Genomic DNA, 15,361 nt, shown 5'->3' on the forward strand with positions numbered 1-15,361 from the left:
GGCTCAGGCCGCCGCCCGTGCCGCGGTTGCCGCCGCGCGGATCGCAGCGATGTTGCGGCCATAGACCTCCGGCTGCGCGACGGAGCCGCCGCGGAACACGGCCGAGCCCGCGACCAGGACGTCCGCCCCGGCCCCGGCCAGCATCGGCGCGGTGGCGGGATCGACCCCGCCGTCGATCTCGACATGCACCGGGCGGTCGCCGATCATCGCGCGCAGGCGCCGGACCTTGGCGGTCATGTCGATGAATTTCTGCCCGCCGAAGCCCGGATTGACCGTCATCACGCAGACGAGGTCGCAGAGATCCAGCAGATGCTCCGCCGCCTCCGCGGGCGTGCCGGGATTCAGCGCGAGACCGGCCTTCATGCCCGCGGCCCGGATCGCCTGAAGCGTGCGGTGCGGATGCGGCCCGGCCTCGATATGCGCGGTCAGGACATCCGCCCCGGCTTCGGCATAGGCGTCGATATAGGCATCCACCGGCGAGATCATCAGGTGGACATCCATCACCGTCTTCACATGCGGACGGAAGGCCTTCACCGCCGGAGGGCCGAAGGTCAGGTTGGGGACGAAATGCCCGTCCATCACGTCGACATGGACCCAGTCGGCGCCCTGGTCCTCGATGGCCCGGATCTCCGCCCCGAAATTGGCAAAATCCGCCGACAGGATGGAGGGGGCGATCTTGATGCTGCGGTCGATGCTCATGGCTCTCTCCTCATTCCGCCGCCTGGGCCACGCGCGCCCGGTCGGTGCCGAGCCCGCCGCGGAACACCCGGCTGGCGCGCAGGTCGGTTTCGGTGATGGTGCTCAGCTCCTCGGCATCCAGCGGGCCCTTGGCCTCGGCGAACAGCCGGTTGGCCTGGCGCAGCCGCGCGCGGTCGAGCGCGTTGCGGATCGAGCGGGCATTGGCGAAATGCGGCTGGTGGCGGCGCAGCCCGATATAGTCGGCCATTGCGGCGCGTGCCTCGGGCGCGAAGGCGTAGTTCTGCTCGGCCAGCATGATCTCCGAGATCTGCAGCAGCTCCCCGTCCGTGTAGTCCGGGAACTCGATATGGTGCGCGATGCGCGAACGGAAGCCGGGATTGCTCTCGAAGAACCGGTCCATCCGGTCGGCATAGCCGGCGAGGATCACCACCAGGTCGTCGCGGTTGTTCTCCATCACCTGAAGCAGGATCTCGATCGCCTCCTGGCCGTAGTCGCGCTCGTTCTCTGGCCGGTAGAGATAGTAGGCCTCGTCGATGAACAGCACCCCGCCCATCGCCTTCTTCAGCACTTCCTTGGTCTTGGGGGCGGTATGGCCGATATACTGGCCGACCAGGTCGTCGCGGGTGACGGTGACCAGGTGGCCCTTGCGGACATAGCCCAGCCGGTGCAGCAGGCTCGCCATCTTCAGCGCGACCGTGGTCTTGCCGGTGCCGGGATTGCCGGTGAAGGACATGTGCAGCGTCGGCGTCTCGGTGGCCAGCCCCATCTGGCGGCGCGCCTGGTCGACCAGCAGGAGCGCGGCGGTCTCGCGGATGCGGGATTTCACCGGGGCGAGGCCGATCATCTCTTCGTCGAGCTCGCGCAGCACCTCGCGGGTGCCGCTCTCCTCGAAGGCGCGGGCCAGGTCGACGGTCTCGGGGCGGGGGGCGGTCTCTTCGGCGGTCTCGGTCATCGGGTCTGCCTCGCAGGGTCTCGGGGGGATGGGGACCGCAGCCGCTGGGGCTGCGGTCCTTGGGACGGGGGCCGGTTCCCGGGAGCATGAGGGGGAACCGGACCGGCAGCCGCCACTGGGACTGGAGGACGGACGGCTGCCGCGGGCGGGAACCCGCCCCGGCGCAAGCGGTCAGGCGTAGCGCGCGCCCTCGGGGCGGTCTGCCGAATAGCTCTGGATCGTGTAGCGCACGCTGCGTCCCTCGCCCTCCTGGCGGACGAGGCGGAAGCCCGGCTCCTCCTTGGGGCGGTTGACGATGAAGGACATGCGGATCGACTCCCAGCCCGGGCTGGCGTCGAAGGCGATGACGCGGATGTATTTCGCGCCATGCTCCTTACGGCATTCGTTCACCTCGAAGACCACCGCGGCGGCGTCGGGGTTGTCGAACATCGGGTGTCCCCACATCTCCCAGTAGGTGTTGCGGGGATGCGGATCGTCGGTCCATTCGACCGAGACCGCCCAGCCCTTGTCGATGGCGTACTGGGCCTGGAGGCGGATGTCCTCGTCGGTGAAATCAGGCAGGAAGCTGAAGGTGCCCTGGGTGAGGCGCATGGGAATTCTCCTGGGGTCGTGTCGCTGGCGCGAGTGAGGGGGAGCGGGGGAGAGAGGCCTCTCTCCCCCCGGTGCAGGGATCAGGCCGAGACCTCGGGGGTCGGCGCGAAGTCCGGCGCATCGGTGGAGGCGTAGTTGAAGGTCACGTCCTTCCAGGTGTCGAGCGCCTGCTTCAGCGGCGTGCAGGTGCGCGAGGCATCCTTCAGGATGTCCGGGCCTTCGTTCCAGATGTCGCGCCCGGCATTGCGGGCATAGACCATCGCCTCCAGCGCCACCCGGTTCGCCGTGGCGCCGGCCGCGATGCCGTGGGGATGGCCGATCGTGCCGCCGCCGAACTGCAGGACGACATCCTCGCCCAGATAGGTCAGCAGCTGATGCATCTGGCCCGCATGGATGCCGCCCGAGGCGACCGGCATCATCTTGTTGAGGCTGGCCCAGTCCTGGTCGAAGAAGATGCCGTTCTCCAGCGCCATCGGGTTATGTTCCTCGCGGAAGATGTCGTAGTACCCCTTGGTGGTGGCCGGATCGCCCTCGAGCTTGCCCACGACCGTGCCCGCATGCAGGTGGTCGACCCCGGCCAGGCGCATCCACTTGGCGATGACGCGGAAGCTGACGCCATGGCTGCGCTGGCGGGTATAGGTGGAATGGCCCGCGCGGTGCAGGTGCAGGATCATGTCGTTGTCCCGCGCCCATTTCGCCATCGACTGGATCGCGGTGTAGCCGATCACCAGGTCGATCATGATGATGCAGCTGCCCAGGGATTTCGCGAATTCGGCGCGGGCGTACATCTCCTCCATCGTGCCGGCGGTGACGTTCAGGTAGGTGCCCTTGACCTCGCCGGTGGCCGCCGAGGCGCGGTTGACGGCTTCCATGCAGTAGAGGAAGCGGTCGCGCCAATGCATGAAGGGCTGCGAGTTGATGTTCTCGTCATCCTTGGTGAAGTCGAGCCCGCCCTTCAGCGCCTCGTAGACCACCCGGCCGTAGTTGCGGCCCGAAAGCCCGAGCTTAGGCTTGACCGTGGCGCCCAAGAGCGGACGGCCGTAGCAGTTGAGCCTTTCGCGCTCCACCACGATGCCGGTGGCAGGCCCCTGGAAGGTCTTCACATAGGCGACCGGCAGGCGCATGTCCTCGAGCCGCAGTGCTTTCAGCGGCTTGAAGCCGAAGACGTTGCCGATGATCGACGCGGTCAGGTTGGCGATGGAACCCGGCTCGAACAGGTCGAGGTCATAGGCGATATAGGCGAAGAACTCGCCCGGCGCGTTCGGCACGGGGTCCACGCGGTAGGCCTTGGCGCGGTACTTGTCGCAATTGGTCAGCCGGTCGGTCCAGACCACGGTCCAGGTCGCGGTGGAGCTTTCGCCCGCCACGGCCGCGGCGGCCTCGATCTCGTCCACCCCGTCCTGCGGCGAGATCCGGAAGAGCGCGATCACGTCGGTATCCTTCGGCGTGTAGTCCGGCTCCCAATAGCCCATCTGGGCGTATTTCATGACGCCGGCCGAATAGCGCTTCTTCGCGTCGGTCACGGTCTGGGGGGTCATGTCGTTCATCTCGGGTTTCCTCCCTTGGAATTCAGGCTGCTTTCTGGGCGGTGATGCGGGGGTCCAGCGCCCCGCTTGCGTATCGCTTGGCCATCTCGTCCATCGAGACGGGCTTGATCTTCCTTGCATGCCCGGCGGTGCCGAAGCGCTCGAACCGGTCGCGGCACAAGCTTTCCAGCTCCTTCATCGCCGGGATCATGAACTTGCGCGGGTCGAACTCGGCGGGCTTCTCCCTGGCCACTTTCCGGAACTGCCCGGTCATCGCCATCCGGCAGTCGGTGTCGATGTTCACCTTGCGCACGCCCATGCGGATGCCGCGCTCGATCTCCTCCACCGGCACGCCGTAGGTCTGGGGCATCTCGCCGCCATTGGCGTTGATCAGGTCCTGCAGCTCCTGCGGGACGGAGCTGCTGCCGTGCATCACCAGATGCGTGTCGGGCAGCTTGGCGTGGATCGCGGCGATGGTGGACATGGCGAGGATCTCGCCATCGGGCTTGCGGGTGAACTTGTAGGCGCCGTGGCTGGTGCCGCAGGCAATCGCCAGCGCGTCGCAGCGGGTCGCCATGACGAATTCCACCGCCTGGTCCGGATCGGTCAGCAGCTGGTCATGGCTGAGCTTGCCGACCGCGCCCGACCCGTCTTCCTCGCCCGCCTCGCCGGTTTCCAGCGAGCCCAGCACGCCCAGCTCGCCCTCCACGGAGGCGCCGACCGCATGGGCCGCAACCGTCACCCGCCGGGTGATCTCGACATTGTAGCCGTAGCTCGCAGGCGTCTTCATGTCCTCCTCCAGCGAACCGTCCATCATCACCGAGGTGAAGCCGTGGCGGATGGCCGAAAGGCAGGTCGCGTCGTTGTTGCCGTGATCCTGGTGGAGGACCACCGGAATGTCCGGGTTCATCTCGGCCAGCGCCGTTACCATGTGGCGCAGCATCACGTCGCCGGCATAGCTGCGCGCGCCGCGGCTGGCCTGCAGGATCACCGGCGCCTCGCAGGCGGCGGCCGCGGCCATGATCGCCAGGCCCTGTTCCATGTTGTTGATGTTGAAGGCCGGGACGCCGTACCCGTGCTCGGCGGCGTGATCCAGAAGTTGCCTTAGAGTGACAAGTGCCATTTGGGGTCCTCCCTCATGCAGCCCGGTCCGCGGTCTTCAGCGCCGCGATCCCGGGCAGGTCCTTGCCTTCCAGCCATTCGAGGAAGGCGCCTCCGGCTGTGGAGACATAGGTGAATGCGTTCGCGGCCCTGGCCGCGTTCAGCGCCGCGACGGTGTCGCCGCCGCCCGCCACGGTCACCGCCCGGCTGTCCCGGGTCAGTTCCGCCGCGCGCTGGGCGAGGCGCATCGTGGCGAGGTCGAAGGGCGCCATCTCGAAGGCGCCGAGCGGGCCGTTCCACAGGATCGTCCGGCAGCCCTCAAGCACCCCTGCGAAGGCGGCGACCGATTGCGGCCCGGCATCGAGGATCATCGCGTCGACGGGGCAGGCCCCGGCTGCCACCGTGTCGGCCGGGGCGAAGGCTCGGAACTCGCGCGCCACCACCACGTCTATGGGCAGGTGGATCCGGCAGCCATGGCCCTTGGCCAGCGCCTCGATCTCGCGCACCGTCTCCACTTCGCCCGGCTCGTGCAGCGACCGGCCCATCGGCGCGCCCCGGGCGAAGAGGAAGGTGTTGGCCATTCCACCGCCGATGATCACGTGGTCGAGCCGCGCCACCAGGTTCTTCAGCACGGCGATCTTGGAGGAGACCTTGGAGCCTCCGACAATGGCACAGGCGGGCCGCTCCGGCGCGTCAAGGGAGGCAGAGAGCGCATCGAGTTCCTCGATCAGGAGCGGCCCTGCAAAGGCGGGGAGGAGGCCCGCCAATGCGTGCGTCGACGCATGCGCCCGGTGGGCGCAGGAGAAAGCGTCATTCACGTAGATGTCCCCGAGCCGCGCCAGCTCCGCGGCGAAGCCGGGATCGTCCGCCGTCTCGCCCGCGTTGTAGCGCAGGTTCTCGCACAGCAGCGCCTCGCCGTCCTTCAGGGACCGGCTCAGGATCACCGCGCTGTCGTCGGCGCAGACATCGGAGAATCTCACCGGCACGCCGAGCGCCTTCGACAGGGCCGGGCGCAGCTTGTCGACGGAGAAGTCGGGGTTGCGCTCGGTGGCGGAAGGCCGGCCGAAATGGGTCAGGATCACCAGCCGCGCGCCGCGCTCCAGCAGGGGGCGCATGCCGGCGGCAAAGCGGTCGATGCGGGTGGCATCGGTGATGCGCCCGTCTTCGACCGGCACGTTTAGGTCGGCGCGCACCAGCACCCGGCGCCCGCGGACATCGGCATCCATGATGGAGGGGACCGCCATCAGATCAGCCTCCCCATCGCGACGGCGGTATCGGCCATCCGGTTCGAGAAGCCCCACTCGTTGTCGTACCAGCTGAGGATGCGGACCATGTTGCCGTCCATCACCTTGGTCTGGTCCATGTGGAAGACCGAGGACCGGCTGTCATGGTTGAAATCCATCGAGACATTGGCCTTCTCGGTGAAGCCGAGGATGCCCTGGAGCGGTCCGGTGGCGGCGGCACGGATGGCCTCGTTGATCTCGTCGACCGTGGTGTCGCGCGCGGCCTCGAAGACCAGATCCACGACCGAGACATTCGGGGTCGGCACGCGGATCGCCACGCCGTCGAGCTTGCCGTTCAGCTCCGGCAGCACCAGCCCCACGGCCCGCGCCGCCCCGGTGGAGGTCGGGATCATCGACATCGCCGCGGCGCGGGCGCGGTACAGATCCTTGTGCATCGTGTCCAGCGTCGGCTGGTCGCCGGTATAGCTGTGGATCGTCGTCATGAAGCCGCGCTTGATGCCCACCGCCGCGTGCAGCGCCTTGGCCACGGGCGACAGGCAGTTCGTGGTGCAGGAGGCGTTCGAGACCACCAGGTCGCCGCTGGTCAGGCTTTCATGGTTCACGCCGAAGACGATGGTCTTGTCCGCGCCGTTGGCCGGGGCAGAGACCAGCACGCGCTTCGAGCCGTTCTCCAGGTGAAGCGCGGCCTTGTCGCGGTCGGTGAAGATGCCGGTGCATTCCAGCGCCACGTCGACTCCCGTCCAGGGCAGCTTCGCCGGATCGCGCTCGGCGGTGACCTCGATCGGCCCGTGGCCGATGTCGATGGCATTGCCGCTGACCGTCACCTCGCGGGGGAAGCGGCCGTGGATCGAGTCGAACTGCAGCAGATGCGCGTTGGTCTCGACGGGGCCGAGATCGTTGATCGCCACGACCTCGATGTCGTTGCGGGCGCTTTCAGCGATGGCGCGCAGCACGTTGCGGCCGATCCGTCCGAAGCCGTTGATGGCAACCTTGGTTGTCATGGTCTCCCCCTCACAGTCTTGCTCTTGCGGCATCGGCAATCGCCTCAGCCGTGATGCCGAAATGGCGGTAAAGCTCCTCGGCGGGCGCGGAGGCGCCGAAGCCCGCCATGCCGACGAAGCCGTCCTCGGGGCGCAGCATCAGGTCCCAGCCCTGGCGGATCGCGGCCTCGCAGCCGACCCGCGGGACATCTCCCAGAACGTCGCGGCGGTAGTCTCCGGGCTGTGCGGCGAAAAGCTCGAAGCTCGGCGCCGAGACCACGGCGGCCTGCACGCCTTCCCGGGCAAGCTGTTCCGCGGCGGCCATGGCCAGTTCCACCTCGGACCCGGTGGCAATCAGCGTCACGTCGCGCTTGGCCGGGTCGCGCAGCAGATAGGCGCCCTTCGCCACCATGTTTGCGTCGATATGGCGGGTGCGCAGCGTCGGCAGTCCCTGGCGGCTGAGGCAGAGAAGCGTCGGCGTGGCAGCGGACACGACAGCAACCTGCCACGCCTCCGCTGTCTCCACCGCATCGCAGGGGCGGATCACGGTCAGGTTGGGCATCGCCCTGAGCGAGGCGATGGTCTCCACCGGCTGGTGGGTGGGACCGTCCTCGCCGAGGCCGATGCTGTCATGGGTCATCACATAGGCGACCGGCACGCCCATAAGCGCGGAAAGCCGGATCGCCGGGCGGCAGTAGTCGGCGAAGGCGAGGAACGTGCCGCCATAGGCGAAGAACCCGCCATGCAGAGCGATGCCGTTCATCGCCGCCGCCATCGCATGTTCGCGGATGCCGTAATGCAGGTAGTCGCCGGCATAGTCGTCCCGCGTCACCGGGCGCATGGCAGAGGTCTTCGTGTTGTTCGACCCCGTCAGGTCGGCCGAGCCGCCGATGCTGTTCGGCAGGGCGGCATTCACCACCTCCAGCGCCATTTCGCTGGCCTTGCGGGTGGCGACCTTCGGCGCGTCTTTCGACAGCCGCGCCTTGTAGGCCGTGATCGCGGCATCGAGCGCGCGGGCATCGGGGCGGGCCAGCGAAGCGGCGAAGGCTTCGGCCTTCGGGCTGGCCTTGGCGCGGGCGGCCCAGGCGGCGCGCAGGGTGGCGCCGCGCTCGGCGATCCGGCCCCAGGCGCGGCGGACCTCGTCCGGCACCTCGAAGGGCGGGGCGGTCCAGCCCATCGCCTCGCGGGCTGCGGCGATTTCCTCGGCCCCCAAGGGCGCGCCATGGACCTTGTGGCTGCCGGCCTTGTTGGGCGCGCCCTTGCCGATCACGGTCTTGCAGGCGATCAGCGAGGGGCGGGGATCCTGGCGCGCGGCTTCGATGGCGGCGGCGATGGCGCCGGTGTCATGGCCGTCCACGCTCTGCACATGCCATTGCGCGGCGGCGAAGCGGGCGCGCTGGTCGGTGGAGGTGGAGATGGCCGTGCTGCCGTCGATGGTGATGCCGTTATCGTCCCAGAAGACGACCAGCCGTCCGAGCCGCAGGTGCCCGGCCAAGTCGATCGCCTCGTGGGAGATGCCCTCCATCAGGCAGCCGTCCCCGGCCAGCACATAGGTCCAGTGATCCACGAGGTCGTCGCCGAAGCGCGCGTTCTGCATCCGCTCGGCCAGCGCCATGCCGACCGCGGTGGAAATGCCCTGGCCCAGCGGCCCGGTCGTGGTCTCGATCCCCTTGGCGTGTCCGTATTCCGGGTGGCCCGCGGTGCGGCTGCCCATCTGGCGGAAATTCCGCAGCTGGTTGGCGTCCATGTCGTCATAGCCGAGCAGGTGGTTGATCGCGTAGACCAGCATGGAGCCATGCCCCGCGCTCATCACGAAGCGGTCGCGGTCGGGCCATTTGTCGTCGGCCGGGTCCACCGAGACGAAGCGGTTGAAAAGCACGGTCGCCACGTCGGCGAGCCCCATCGGCGCGCCGGGATGGCCGGAATTTGCCGCCTCGACGGCATCCATGGCGAGGACGCGTATGGCATTGGCCATGACGGTTTCGGAGACGGTGATCCGGGTCTGTTCGTTCATCTTGCGTCCTCCTCAGGCGCGGCGGCTTTCGCGGACGAGCCGGTCGATCATCGGGGTGAAGATCAGCTGCATCGCCAGGTCCATCTTGCCGCCGGGGATCACGATGGAATTGGCGCGGGTCATCCAGCTGTTGTGGATCATCGAAGTCAGGTACGGGAAATCGATGCCGCGGGGGTTCTTGAAGCGGATCACCAGCAGGCTCTCGTCGGCGGTGGGGATCCAGCGGGCGATGAACGGGTTCGAAGTGTCGACCACCGGAACGCGCTGGAAGTTGACGTCGGTTTCGGTGAACTGCGGACAGATGCAGTGCACATAGGCATGCATGCGGCGCAGGATCACGTCGGTGACGGCCTCGGTCGTGTAGCCGCGGCTGGCGCGGTCGCGGTGGATCTTCTGGATCCATTCGAGGTTGATCACCGGCACGACGCCGATCTTCAGATCCGCCAGCGCCGAGAGGTTCACCTCGTCATTGTGCACCGCGCCGTGCAGCCCCTCGTAGAACAGCAGGTCCGAGCCTTCCTCCAGCGCCTCCCAGTCGGTGAAGTTGCCGGGCTCGACGCCGTAGCGCTCCGCCTCCTTGTCGTCATGGACATAGTGGCGGGTGCGGCCCGTGCCGGTCTCGCCGTAGCTGCGGAAGGTCTCCTCCAGCTCCTTCAGCTCGTTGGCCTCGTAGGAGAAATGGCTGAAGGTCTGGTCTCCGGCTTCCAGGCGGGCGGCGAGTTCGGCCTTCATGTCGTTGCGGTTCAGCCGGTGGAAGGCGTCGCCCTCGATGGAGACGGCCTTGATCCCCTCGCGGCGGAAGATCTGGTCGAAGGTGCTTTTCACCGTCGTCGTGCCAGCCCCGGAGGAGCCGGTCACCGAGATGATCGGGTGCTTCTTGGACATTTCTCTGGTCTTTCAGGTCAGGCGCGGAACAGTCCGCGCGTGCCGAAGAGGGCGGAGACCTCCTCCTCCGGCAGGTCGTGATAGACGGTGAGCCGCTCCACGGCGCGGGCGGAGCCGAAGGCGAGGGGCGATCGCGCATGCAGGTTCAGCGGCATCTGGTCGAGCATCCGTTCGGTGCCGTTCGTTGCCTTGCCCCCGGCCTGCTCGATCACCATGGCGATCGGGTGGCATTCATAGGCCATCCGCAGCCGCCCCTGGCCGTAGCCGTCGCGCCCGTCGCCGGGATAGAGGAAGATGCCGCCGCGGGTCAGGATGCGGTGGGTTTCGGCCACCAGCGAGGCGATCCAGCGCATGTTCCAGTTGCGCCCGCAGGGTCCGTCGCGCCCCGAGAGGCAGTCGTCGACGAAGCTGCGCACCGGGCGGCTCCAATGGCGGTAGTTCGAGGCGTTGATCGCGAATTCGCGCGTCTCAGTGGGGACTTCCAGCGTTCCGGCCGCGATCCAGCGCCCGGTGGCGCGGTCCAGCACGAAGCGCAGCACGCCCTCGCCGAAGGTGGCGACCAGCTGGGTCGAGGGGCCGTAGATGAAGTAGCCGGCCGCGATCAGCGCATGGCCGTCGCGCAGAACGCTGGCCTCGGGCGACATCGCCGCCTGGGAAATCCCGAAGATCGTGCCGATCGAGACATTGACGTCGATGTTGGACGAGCCGTCGAGCGGGTCGATGGCCAGGGCCAGCGTGCCCGCGGGATCGACCTCCAGCACCTCGTCGCGCTCTTCGGAGGCGTAGTGGCGCACGCCTGTCCCGGCAACGGCGGCGAGGAAGGCCTCGTCGGCCATCACGTCCAGGGCCTTCTGCGCGTCGCCATCGGCATTCTCTCCGACTTCGGCGCCGAGCGCATCGCCCAGGGGACCTGCGGCAATCCTTGCGGCAAGGCCGGCGGCAACCCCGGCCAGAGCCGTCATCAGCGGGCGGAGCGCGTCGGGCATGCGCTCCGTTCCGGCCTCAAGACCGTTCTGCATCGTCAAGGCCTCCCTTCCTCAACTTGCTTCGTTGCGGTTGATAATCGGCATTTCCCGCCCTATGGAAATTTAATCATTCTGATGGAGGAGTCAGAAAACCTGATGCGGAGACTGGAACAGATCACCTTGAAGCAGCTGCGAGCCCTGGATGCAGTTGCGCGGGAGGGGGCGATCAACCGGGCGGCAGAGGCCCTGAGCCTGACCCCGCCGGCGGTGCACAACCAGCTGAAACAGCTGGAAGATCTGATGCGATGCACGCTGTTCGACCGCTCCCGCGCGGACGGGTTCGAACTGACCGGCGAGGGCGAGTCGCTGCTTGCGGCCTATCGCGAGGGCCGCTCCGCGCTGGTCCGGTCAATACATCACATAGATGCACTCGCGGCCGGGCTGGCGGGCTCGGTCGTGCTCGGCGTGGTGTCCACCGCGAAGTATTTCGCGCCCTCGATCGTCGCCCGGCTGAAGAAGGACCTGCCCGATGTCCGCGTGCGGCTGGATGTCGGCAACCGTGCCGACACGCTGGTCTCGCTGACCGAGCGGCGCTACGACCTGTGCATCATGGGCCGCCCGCCGCGGATGCCGCCGGTGACGGCCGAGCCGATCGGCGAGCATCCCCACCTGATCGTCGCCGCGCCCGACCATCCGCTGGCCCGCGCCACCCGCATCCGCCCGGCCGACCTGCTGGACCAGGCCTTCATCCTGCGCGAGCCTGGCTCGGGGACGCGGATCCTCGCCACGCGCTATCTCGACGAGGTGGGCGAGGGTCGCGAGATGGAGGTGTTCGAGATGAACTCCAACGAGACGATCAAGCAGGCGGTGATCTCGGGGCTCGGCATCGCCATGCTCTCGGGCCACACGGTCTTCGAGGAGCTGCGCAGCGGGCGCCTGGTGGCGCTGCGCTGTCCCGGCCTGCCGCTGAAGCGCCAGTGGTACCTGGTGGAGCGGCGCGACCAGAGCCACAGCCGCGCGGCGCAGAAGGTGCGCGACTGGATGCTGGAGCACCGCGAGAGCCTGCTGCCCCGGCTGGAGCTGCTGCCCAACAATCCGGGCGCGAGGGACCGGACGTGATCGACAAGCTGGAAATGTTCCTGGCGCTGGTGCGGGAGCGCCATTTCGGCCATGCGGCCGAAAGCGTGGGCGTGACCCAGCCCAGCCTCTCGGCCGGGATCAAGCAGCTCGAAAGCCAGCTCGGCGTGCAGCTGGTCAAGCGCGGGGCGCGGTATCACGGGCTGACCCCCGAGGGCGAGCGGGTGCTGGTCTGGGCGCGGCGCATGGTCGGCGATGCCCGCGCGCTCAAGGCCGAGATGCTGGCCCTGCGCAAGGGGCTCTCCGGCGAGCTGCGCATCGCTGCCATCCCGACGGCGCTCCCGGCCGCGGCCGAGCTGGCCGCGCGCTTCGGCGCCGCCCATCCCGAGGTGACCTTCACCGTCCTGTCGCAGAGTTCCGAGGACATCCTCGCCATGCTCGACAACCTGGAGACCGACCTGGGCGTCACCTATCTGGACGGGGCGATGCAGGGCCGCCGCAGCGTGGCGCTCTACGAGGAGGATTACTGCTTCGTCTGCCCCGAGAACGCGCCGCTGGCCGCGCGGGAGGAGCTCGGCTGGGGCGAGGTCGCTGCCGAGACCCTCTGCCTGCTGACCCCGAACATGCAGAACCGCCACATCATCAACCGCAATTTCGCCGCCGCGGGAGCGGTGGCGGCGGGAGCGGTGGAGTCGAATTCCACGGTGGTGCTGATGGCCCAGGTGGTGGAACGGGGCCTGTCTACGATCCTGCCGCGGCAGCTGGCCGAATTCATCGCCAGCGGCAAGCCGGTACGGATCATCCCGATGGCCGCTCCGGCGCAACGCCATCTGGTCGGCGTGGTCGCGCCCGACCGCGATCCGCTGCCGCCGCTGGTGGAGGCCTTCCTGCGCCGGGCTGCGCCGGCACCCTGAGCGCCGTTCACGTCCGGTTAATCGGTCGGGGCGCATGAAGGGACAGCGACGCGGAGGGGACGCGCGATGGCACAGCATGCAAGCCCGCAGGCCGGACGGCCCGGGCCGCGGGACGCGGAGTCCGGCGGCGCGGAAAGGCTGGAGATCCTGCTGCTCGAGGACGAGCGCACCGACCGGATGCGGCTGCAGCGGCTGCTGGCCGCGACCGGCACGGACATGCAGGTCACGGCTTGCGCGACGCTGGAGGATTTCATCGCCGCCATAGAGCACGGGCGCTTCGATCTCGCGCTGGTCGACCGGCATATCGGCGGCTCGGACGGGCTCGACGCGGTCCCCCTGCTGCGCCGTTCCCGGCTGAATGCCGCCGTGCCGGTGATCATGGTGGCCTGCGATGCGGCCATTCCCGGGGTCGTGTCGGCGATGCGCGCGGGGTGCAGCGATTTCCTCGGCAAGGAGGAGCTGAGCGCCGACAGGCTGCAGGCGGCCATCCGCGGCGCGCTCGGGGCGGGACTGGCGGGCCGCGCGCCGCTGGAGGACGCGGTGCTGGCCGAGGTTGCCGAACGCGTGGTCGCGGAGGTCGCCGCGGCTGCGGCGGAGGCCGTGCAGCCCGTGCTGCGGCGCATCTACGCGCGGATTGCGGCCCTCCGCGACGCCGCTCCGCCGGAGCCGGACGACGTGGCCCGCCTGCTCGGCGAGCTGGAGGAGGACTGCCGGCAGCTATGGCAGCATGTCGACGGGCTCGGCGGCCCCGGCGCCCGCCGCGTCATGTAGCGCGGCGAACGGCACTTCCGACTGCGCGTGAACGCACGCGGCCCGACTTGCCGGACGGATGACGCGCCAGTACGGCCAAACACGGATTTCCCGCTGCACGGCCTCTTTCTTGCTGGCGGACCATGGGGCGGTCTTCCTCGCAGAGCTAGGGGCCGAAGCAGAGGGGGGGGCGGCACCTGGCCCGGGCACTCCTGCAAGCCTCGGCGCCCCGCGCCCCGGGACTTCCCGTCACCAATGCCCGGATGTCTGACGCCATTGGAGTTCAATTTTCGGGAGGTTCGACTGCCGGAGATGCGAGGGCGCTCTGCGAGGAATCCGCTTGCGGCCATGCAATCGTCGGAAGCAGCATGGTCCGGACCGGCCGGAATGTCCCCGATGCCAGTTCGGGGCGGCTGTCCGACCGGGCGGCGCTTCTAGGTGCCGGCGTTCGCGCGGGTTGGGCAGCTGGCTGGGCAATGGCGGTGCGCGGCCCCGGTTTCCCGGCGCATTCGCCCAGGGCACAGGGATGGCCGCCGTGCTGCCGGCCCGGCCGGCCATGGCCGCTGCCTCCCGCGACAGCAGTGCGTCCAGTCGCGATACTCATGGCAAAGGAGCGTTGCGGCCATCGGCGGCCCCTGTACGAGGCGGTCAACCATCCGCTGCACCGGGAGATCTGCACCAGGAGGTGATCAATTGACTATTCTACGCCCGTCCCGCCGGTCAGTTGGAGATCAGGAGTTCGCGCTCGACGTCCGCCAAGCGGCTGCCAGTTTCGAACATCTCGAGAACCTGCGACGCAAACGCCCGTCCGGCAAGCCGGCTGGTCAGCTCGTTGCGGAGCCGGTCCGGCGGCCGTTCGTGAGGGCCATGAACGCCGCTGGCTGGCACCCTGCCGGTCGCGGCGTCATATTCTTTATATTCTTTGCTGCAAGTCGGCGGCTGCGCGGTGCGCGCTGGCGGAGGACGTGCATGGCAAGGTGATGCGGACAAGCAGGCCGCGGCCGCTGCCCGGCGTTTCGAGCGAAAGCTGCCCGCCATGGATCTCGGCCAGGCGGCCAAGGATCGCGAGGCCGAGACCCGCGCCTTCGTCCTCGTCGCGCGAGCGCAGCTTGCCCAGCGGGGCGCAGGCGGCGTCCCGCTGGGCCTGGGGAATGCCCGGGCCGTCATCGCCGACGAGAATCTCGGCCTGTCCGTTGCGGCGCCGGGCCAGGATGCGGATCGAGGGCGGTCCGGGGTGGTGGCGAAGGGAATTGGTGACCAGGATGCGGAACAGCATTTCCGCCTGTGCGCCGGACATCGGCACGCAGAGCCCGGCGGCAATCCGCGGCCGCAGCCGGGTGCCCGCGGGAAGCAGCGTTCCGTCCAGCACCCGGCCCAGGGCCCCGGCCAGTTCGGCGGTGGCGCCGGGCTCCGCGGCGAGACGCAGATAGGCCAGCGCCCCGTCGAGCATGTTCTCGAGCCGCCGGGCGTGGCTTTGTATCAGCTCCAGCGACAGCGCCACCTGGCCAGGGGCGGCCACCCCGGCTTCGGCCAGATCTTCTGAGACCCAGCCTGGCAGCTCCCGAAGGGCGCGCAGGCTCGCCCGGATGTCATGCGCGGCCCGCCGCAGTAGCGCGTCATCCAAATTGCAGGCGGCAGCCGGACGGGGCGGGGCGGCCATGGC

The 15,361-nt window shown here is 68.7% G+C and carries 14 protein-coding genes; 3 read left to right on the top strand and 11 right to left on the bottom strand.

Annotated elements, in window-relative coordinates; genetic code table 11:
* Positions 1–3: 3 nt before the first annotated feature.
* The 10 genes from rpe to HCC78_RS08655 all read right to left on the bottom strand — a co-directional run bounded on the left by rpe (position 4) and on the right by HCC78_RS08655 (position 11,011).
* A complete protein-coding gene (gene rpe, locus HCC78_RS08610; RefSeq protein ID WP_172328348.1) occupies positions 4–699 on the bottom strand; it encodes a ribulose-phosphate 3-epimerase in 696 nt (231 codons plus the stop codon).
* Positions 700–709: 10 nt separating this feature from the next.
* Positions 710–1,651, bottom strand: a complete 942-nt coding sequence (gene cbbX, locus HCC78_RS08615; protein ID WP_172328349.1) for a CbbX protein — start codon at positions 1,649–1,651, stop codon at positions 710–712.
* Positions 1,652–1,822: 171 nt separating this feature from the next.
* Positions 1,823–2,242, bottom strand: a complete 420-nt coding sequence (locus HCC78_RS08620) for a ribulose bisphosphate carboxylase small subunit (protein ID WP_172328350.1) — start codon at positions 2,240–2,242, stop codon at positions 1,823–1,825.
* A gap of 80 nt (positions 2,243–2,322) precedes the next feature.
* A complete protein-coding gene (locus HCC78_RS08625) occupies positions 2,323–3,780 on the bottom strand; it encodes a form I ribulose bisphosphate carboxylase large subunit (RefSeq protein WP_216671077.1) in 1,458 nt (485 codons plus the stop codon).
* 31 nt (positions 3,781–3,811) lie between these two features.
* On the bottom strand, positions 3,812–4,891 hold the full coding sequence (gene fba, locus HCC78_RS08630; RefSeq protein ID WP_172328352.1) for a class II fructose-bisphosphate aldolase: 1,080 nt from the start codon (positions 4,889–4,891) through the stop codon (positions 3,812–3,814).
* A gap of 13 nt (positions 4,892–4,904) precedes the next feature.
* Positions 4,905–6,113 (bottom strand): phosphoglycerate kinase, encoded by a 1,209-nt coding sequence (gene pgk, locus HCC78_RS08635; RefSeq protein ID WP_172328353.1) that lies wholly within the window; start codon positions 6,111–6,113, stop codon positions 4,905–4,907.
* Positions 6,113–7,114, bottom strand: a complete 1,002-nt coding sequence (gene gap, locus HCC78_RS08640; RefSeq protein WP_172328354.1) for a type I glyceraldehyde-3-phosphate dehydrogenase — start codon at positions 7,112–7,114, stop codon at positions 6,113–6,115. Before gap ends, pgk begins: the two co-directional genes overlap by 1 nt.
* 10 nt (positions 7,115–7,124) lie before the next feature.
* The gene (gene tkt / locus HCC78_RS08645; RefSeq protein WP_172328355.1) at positions 7,125–9,107 is read right to left on the bottom strand and encodes a transketolase; all 1,983 of its coding nucleotides are present in this window, start codon (positions 9,105–9,107) and stop codon (positions 7,125–7,127) included.
* 12 nt (positions 9,108–9,119) lie between these two features.
* Entirely contained in the window at positions 9,120–9,992 is an 873-nt protein-coding gene (locus tag HCC78_RS08650) for a phosphoribulokinase (RefSeq protein ID WP_172328356.1), read from the bottom strand.
* Positions 9,993–10,009: 17 nt separating this feature from the next.
* Positions 10,010–11,011: a class 1 fructose-bisphosphatase gene (locus HCC78_RS08655; protein ID WP_172328357.1), complete on the bottom strand. Its 1,002-nt coding sequence runs from the start codon at positions 11,009–11,011 to the stop codon at positions 10,010–10,012.
* A gap of 102 nt (positions 11,012–11,113) precedes the next feature.
* On the opposite strand from HCC78_RS08655, the gene HCC78_RS08660 reads away from it, so the two are divergent.
* The 3 genes from HCC78_RS08660 to HCC78_RS08670 all read left to right on the top strand — a co-directional run bounded on the left by HCC78_RS08660 (position 11,114) and on the right by HCC78_RS08670 (position 13,719).
* The gene (locus tag HCC78_RS08660) at positions 11,114–12,076 is read left to right on the top strand and encodes a LysR family transcriptional regulator (RefSeq protein WP_172328358.1); all 963 of its coding nucleotides are present in this window, start codon (positions 11,114–11,116) and stop codon (positions 12,074–12,076) included.
* Positions 12,073–12,948 (top strand): LysR substrate-binding domain-containing protein, encoded by an 876-nt coding sequence (locus HCC78_RS08665; protein ID WP_172328359.1) that lies wholly within the window; start codon positions 12,073–12,075, stop codon positions 12,946–12,948. Before HCC78_RS08660 ends, HCC78_RS08665 begins: the two co-directional genes overlap by 4 nt.
* Before the next feature lie 66 nt (positions 12,949–13,014).
* The gene (locus HCC78_RS08670; protein WP_172328360.1) at positions 13,015–13,719 is read left to right on the top strand and encodes a response regulator; all 705 of its coding nucleotides are present in this window, start codon (positions 13,015–13,017) and stop codon (positions 13,717–13,719) included.
* Positions 13,720–14,611: 892 nt separating this feature from the next.
* Here HCC78_RS08670 and HCC78_RS08675 read toward each other — a convergent pair.
* Positions 14,612–15,358 (bottom strand): sensor histidine kinase KdpD, encoded by a 747-nt coding sequence (locus HCC78_RS08675; protein ID WP_172328361.1) that lies wholly within the window; start codon positions 15,356–15,358, stop codon positions 14,612–14,614.
* Between the last annotated feature and the right edge of the window lie 3 nt (positions 15,359–15,361).

It is taken from the genome of Mangrovicoccus sp. HB161399 (genome assembly GCF_013184745.1).
GTDB lineage: Bacteria > Pseudomonadota > Alphaproteobacteria > Rhodobacterales > Rhodobacteraceae > Mangrovicoccus.

Excerpts from the sequence above, each read along its gene's own strand:
- rpe (WP_172328348.1), bottom strand. The coding sequence starts at position 699 with ATGAGCATCGACCGCAGCATCAAGATCGCCCCCTCCATCCTGTCGGCG.
- cbbX (WP_172328349.1), bottom strand. The coding sequence starts at position 1,651 with ATGACCGAGACCGCCGAAGAGACCGCCCCCCGCCCCGAGACCGTCGAC.
- HCC78_RS08620 (WP_172328350.1), bottom strand. The coding sequence starts at position 2,242 with ATGCGCCTCACCCAGGGCACCTTCAGCTTCCTGCCTGATTTCACCGAC.
- HCC78_RS08625 (WP_216671077.1), bottom strand. The coding sequence starts at position 3,780 with ATGACCCCCCAGACCGTGACCGACGCGAAGAAGCGCTATTCGGCCGGC.
- fba (WP_172328352.1), bottom strand. The coding sequence starts at position 4,891 with ATGGCACTTGTCACTCTAAGGCAACTTCTGGATCACGCCGCCGAGCAC.
- pgk (WP_172328353.1), bottom strand. The coding sequence starts at position 6,113 with ATGGCGGTCCCCTCCATCATGGATGCCGATGTCCGCGGGCGCCGGGTG.
- gap (WP_172328354.1), bottom strand. The coding sequence starts at position 7,114 with ATGACAACCAAGGTTGCCATCAACGGCTTCGGACGGATCGGCCGCAAC.
- tkt (WP_172328355.1), bottom strand. The coding sequence starts at position 9,107 with ATGAACGAACAGACCCGGATCACCGTCTCCGAAACCGTCATGGCCAAT.
- HCC78_RS08650 (WP_172328356.1), bottom strand. The coding sequence starts at position 9,992 with ATGTCCAAGAAGCACCCGATCATCTCGGTGACCGGCTCCTCCGGGGCT.
- HCC78_RS08655 (WP_172328357.1), bottom strand. The coding sequence starts at position 11,011 with ATGCAGAACGGTCTTGAGGCCGGAACGGAGCGCATGCCCGACGCGCTC.
- HCC78_RS08660 (WP_172328358.1), top strand. The coding sequence starts at position 11,114 with ATGCGGAGACTGGAACAGATCACCTTGAAGCAGCTGCGAGCCCTGGAT.
- HCC78_RS08670 (WP_172328360.1), top strand. The coding sequence starts at position 13,015 with ATGGCACAGCATGCAAGCCCGCAGGCCGGACGGCCCGGGCCGCGGGAC.
- HCC78_RS08675 (WP_172328361.1), bottom strand. The coding sequence starts at position 15,358 with ATGGCCGCCCCGCCCCGTCCGGCTGCCGCCTGCAATTTGGATGACGCG.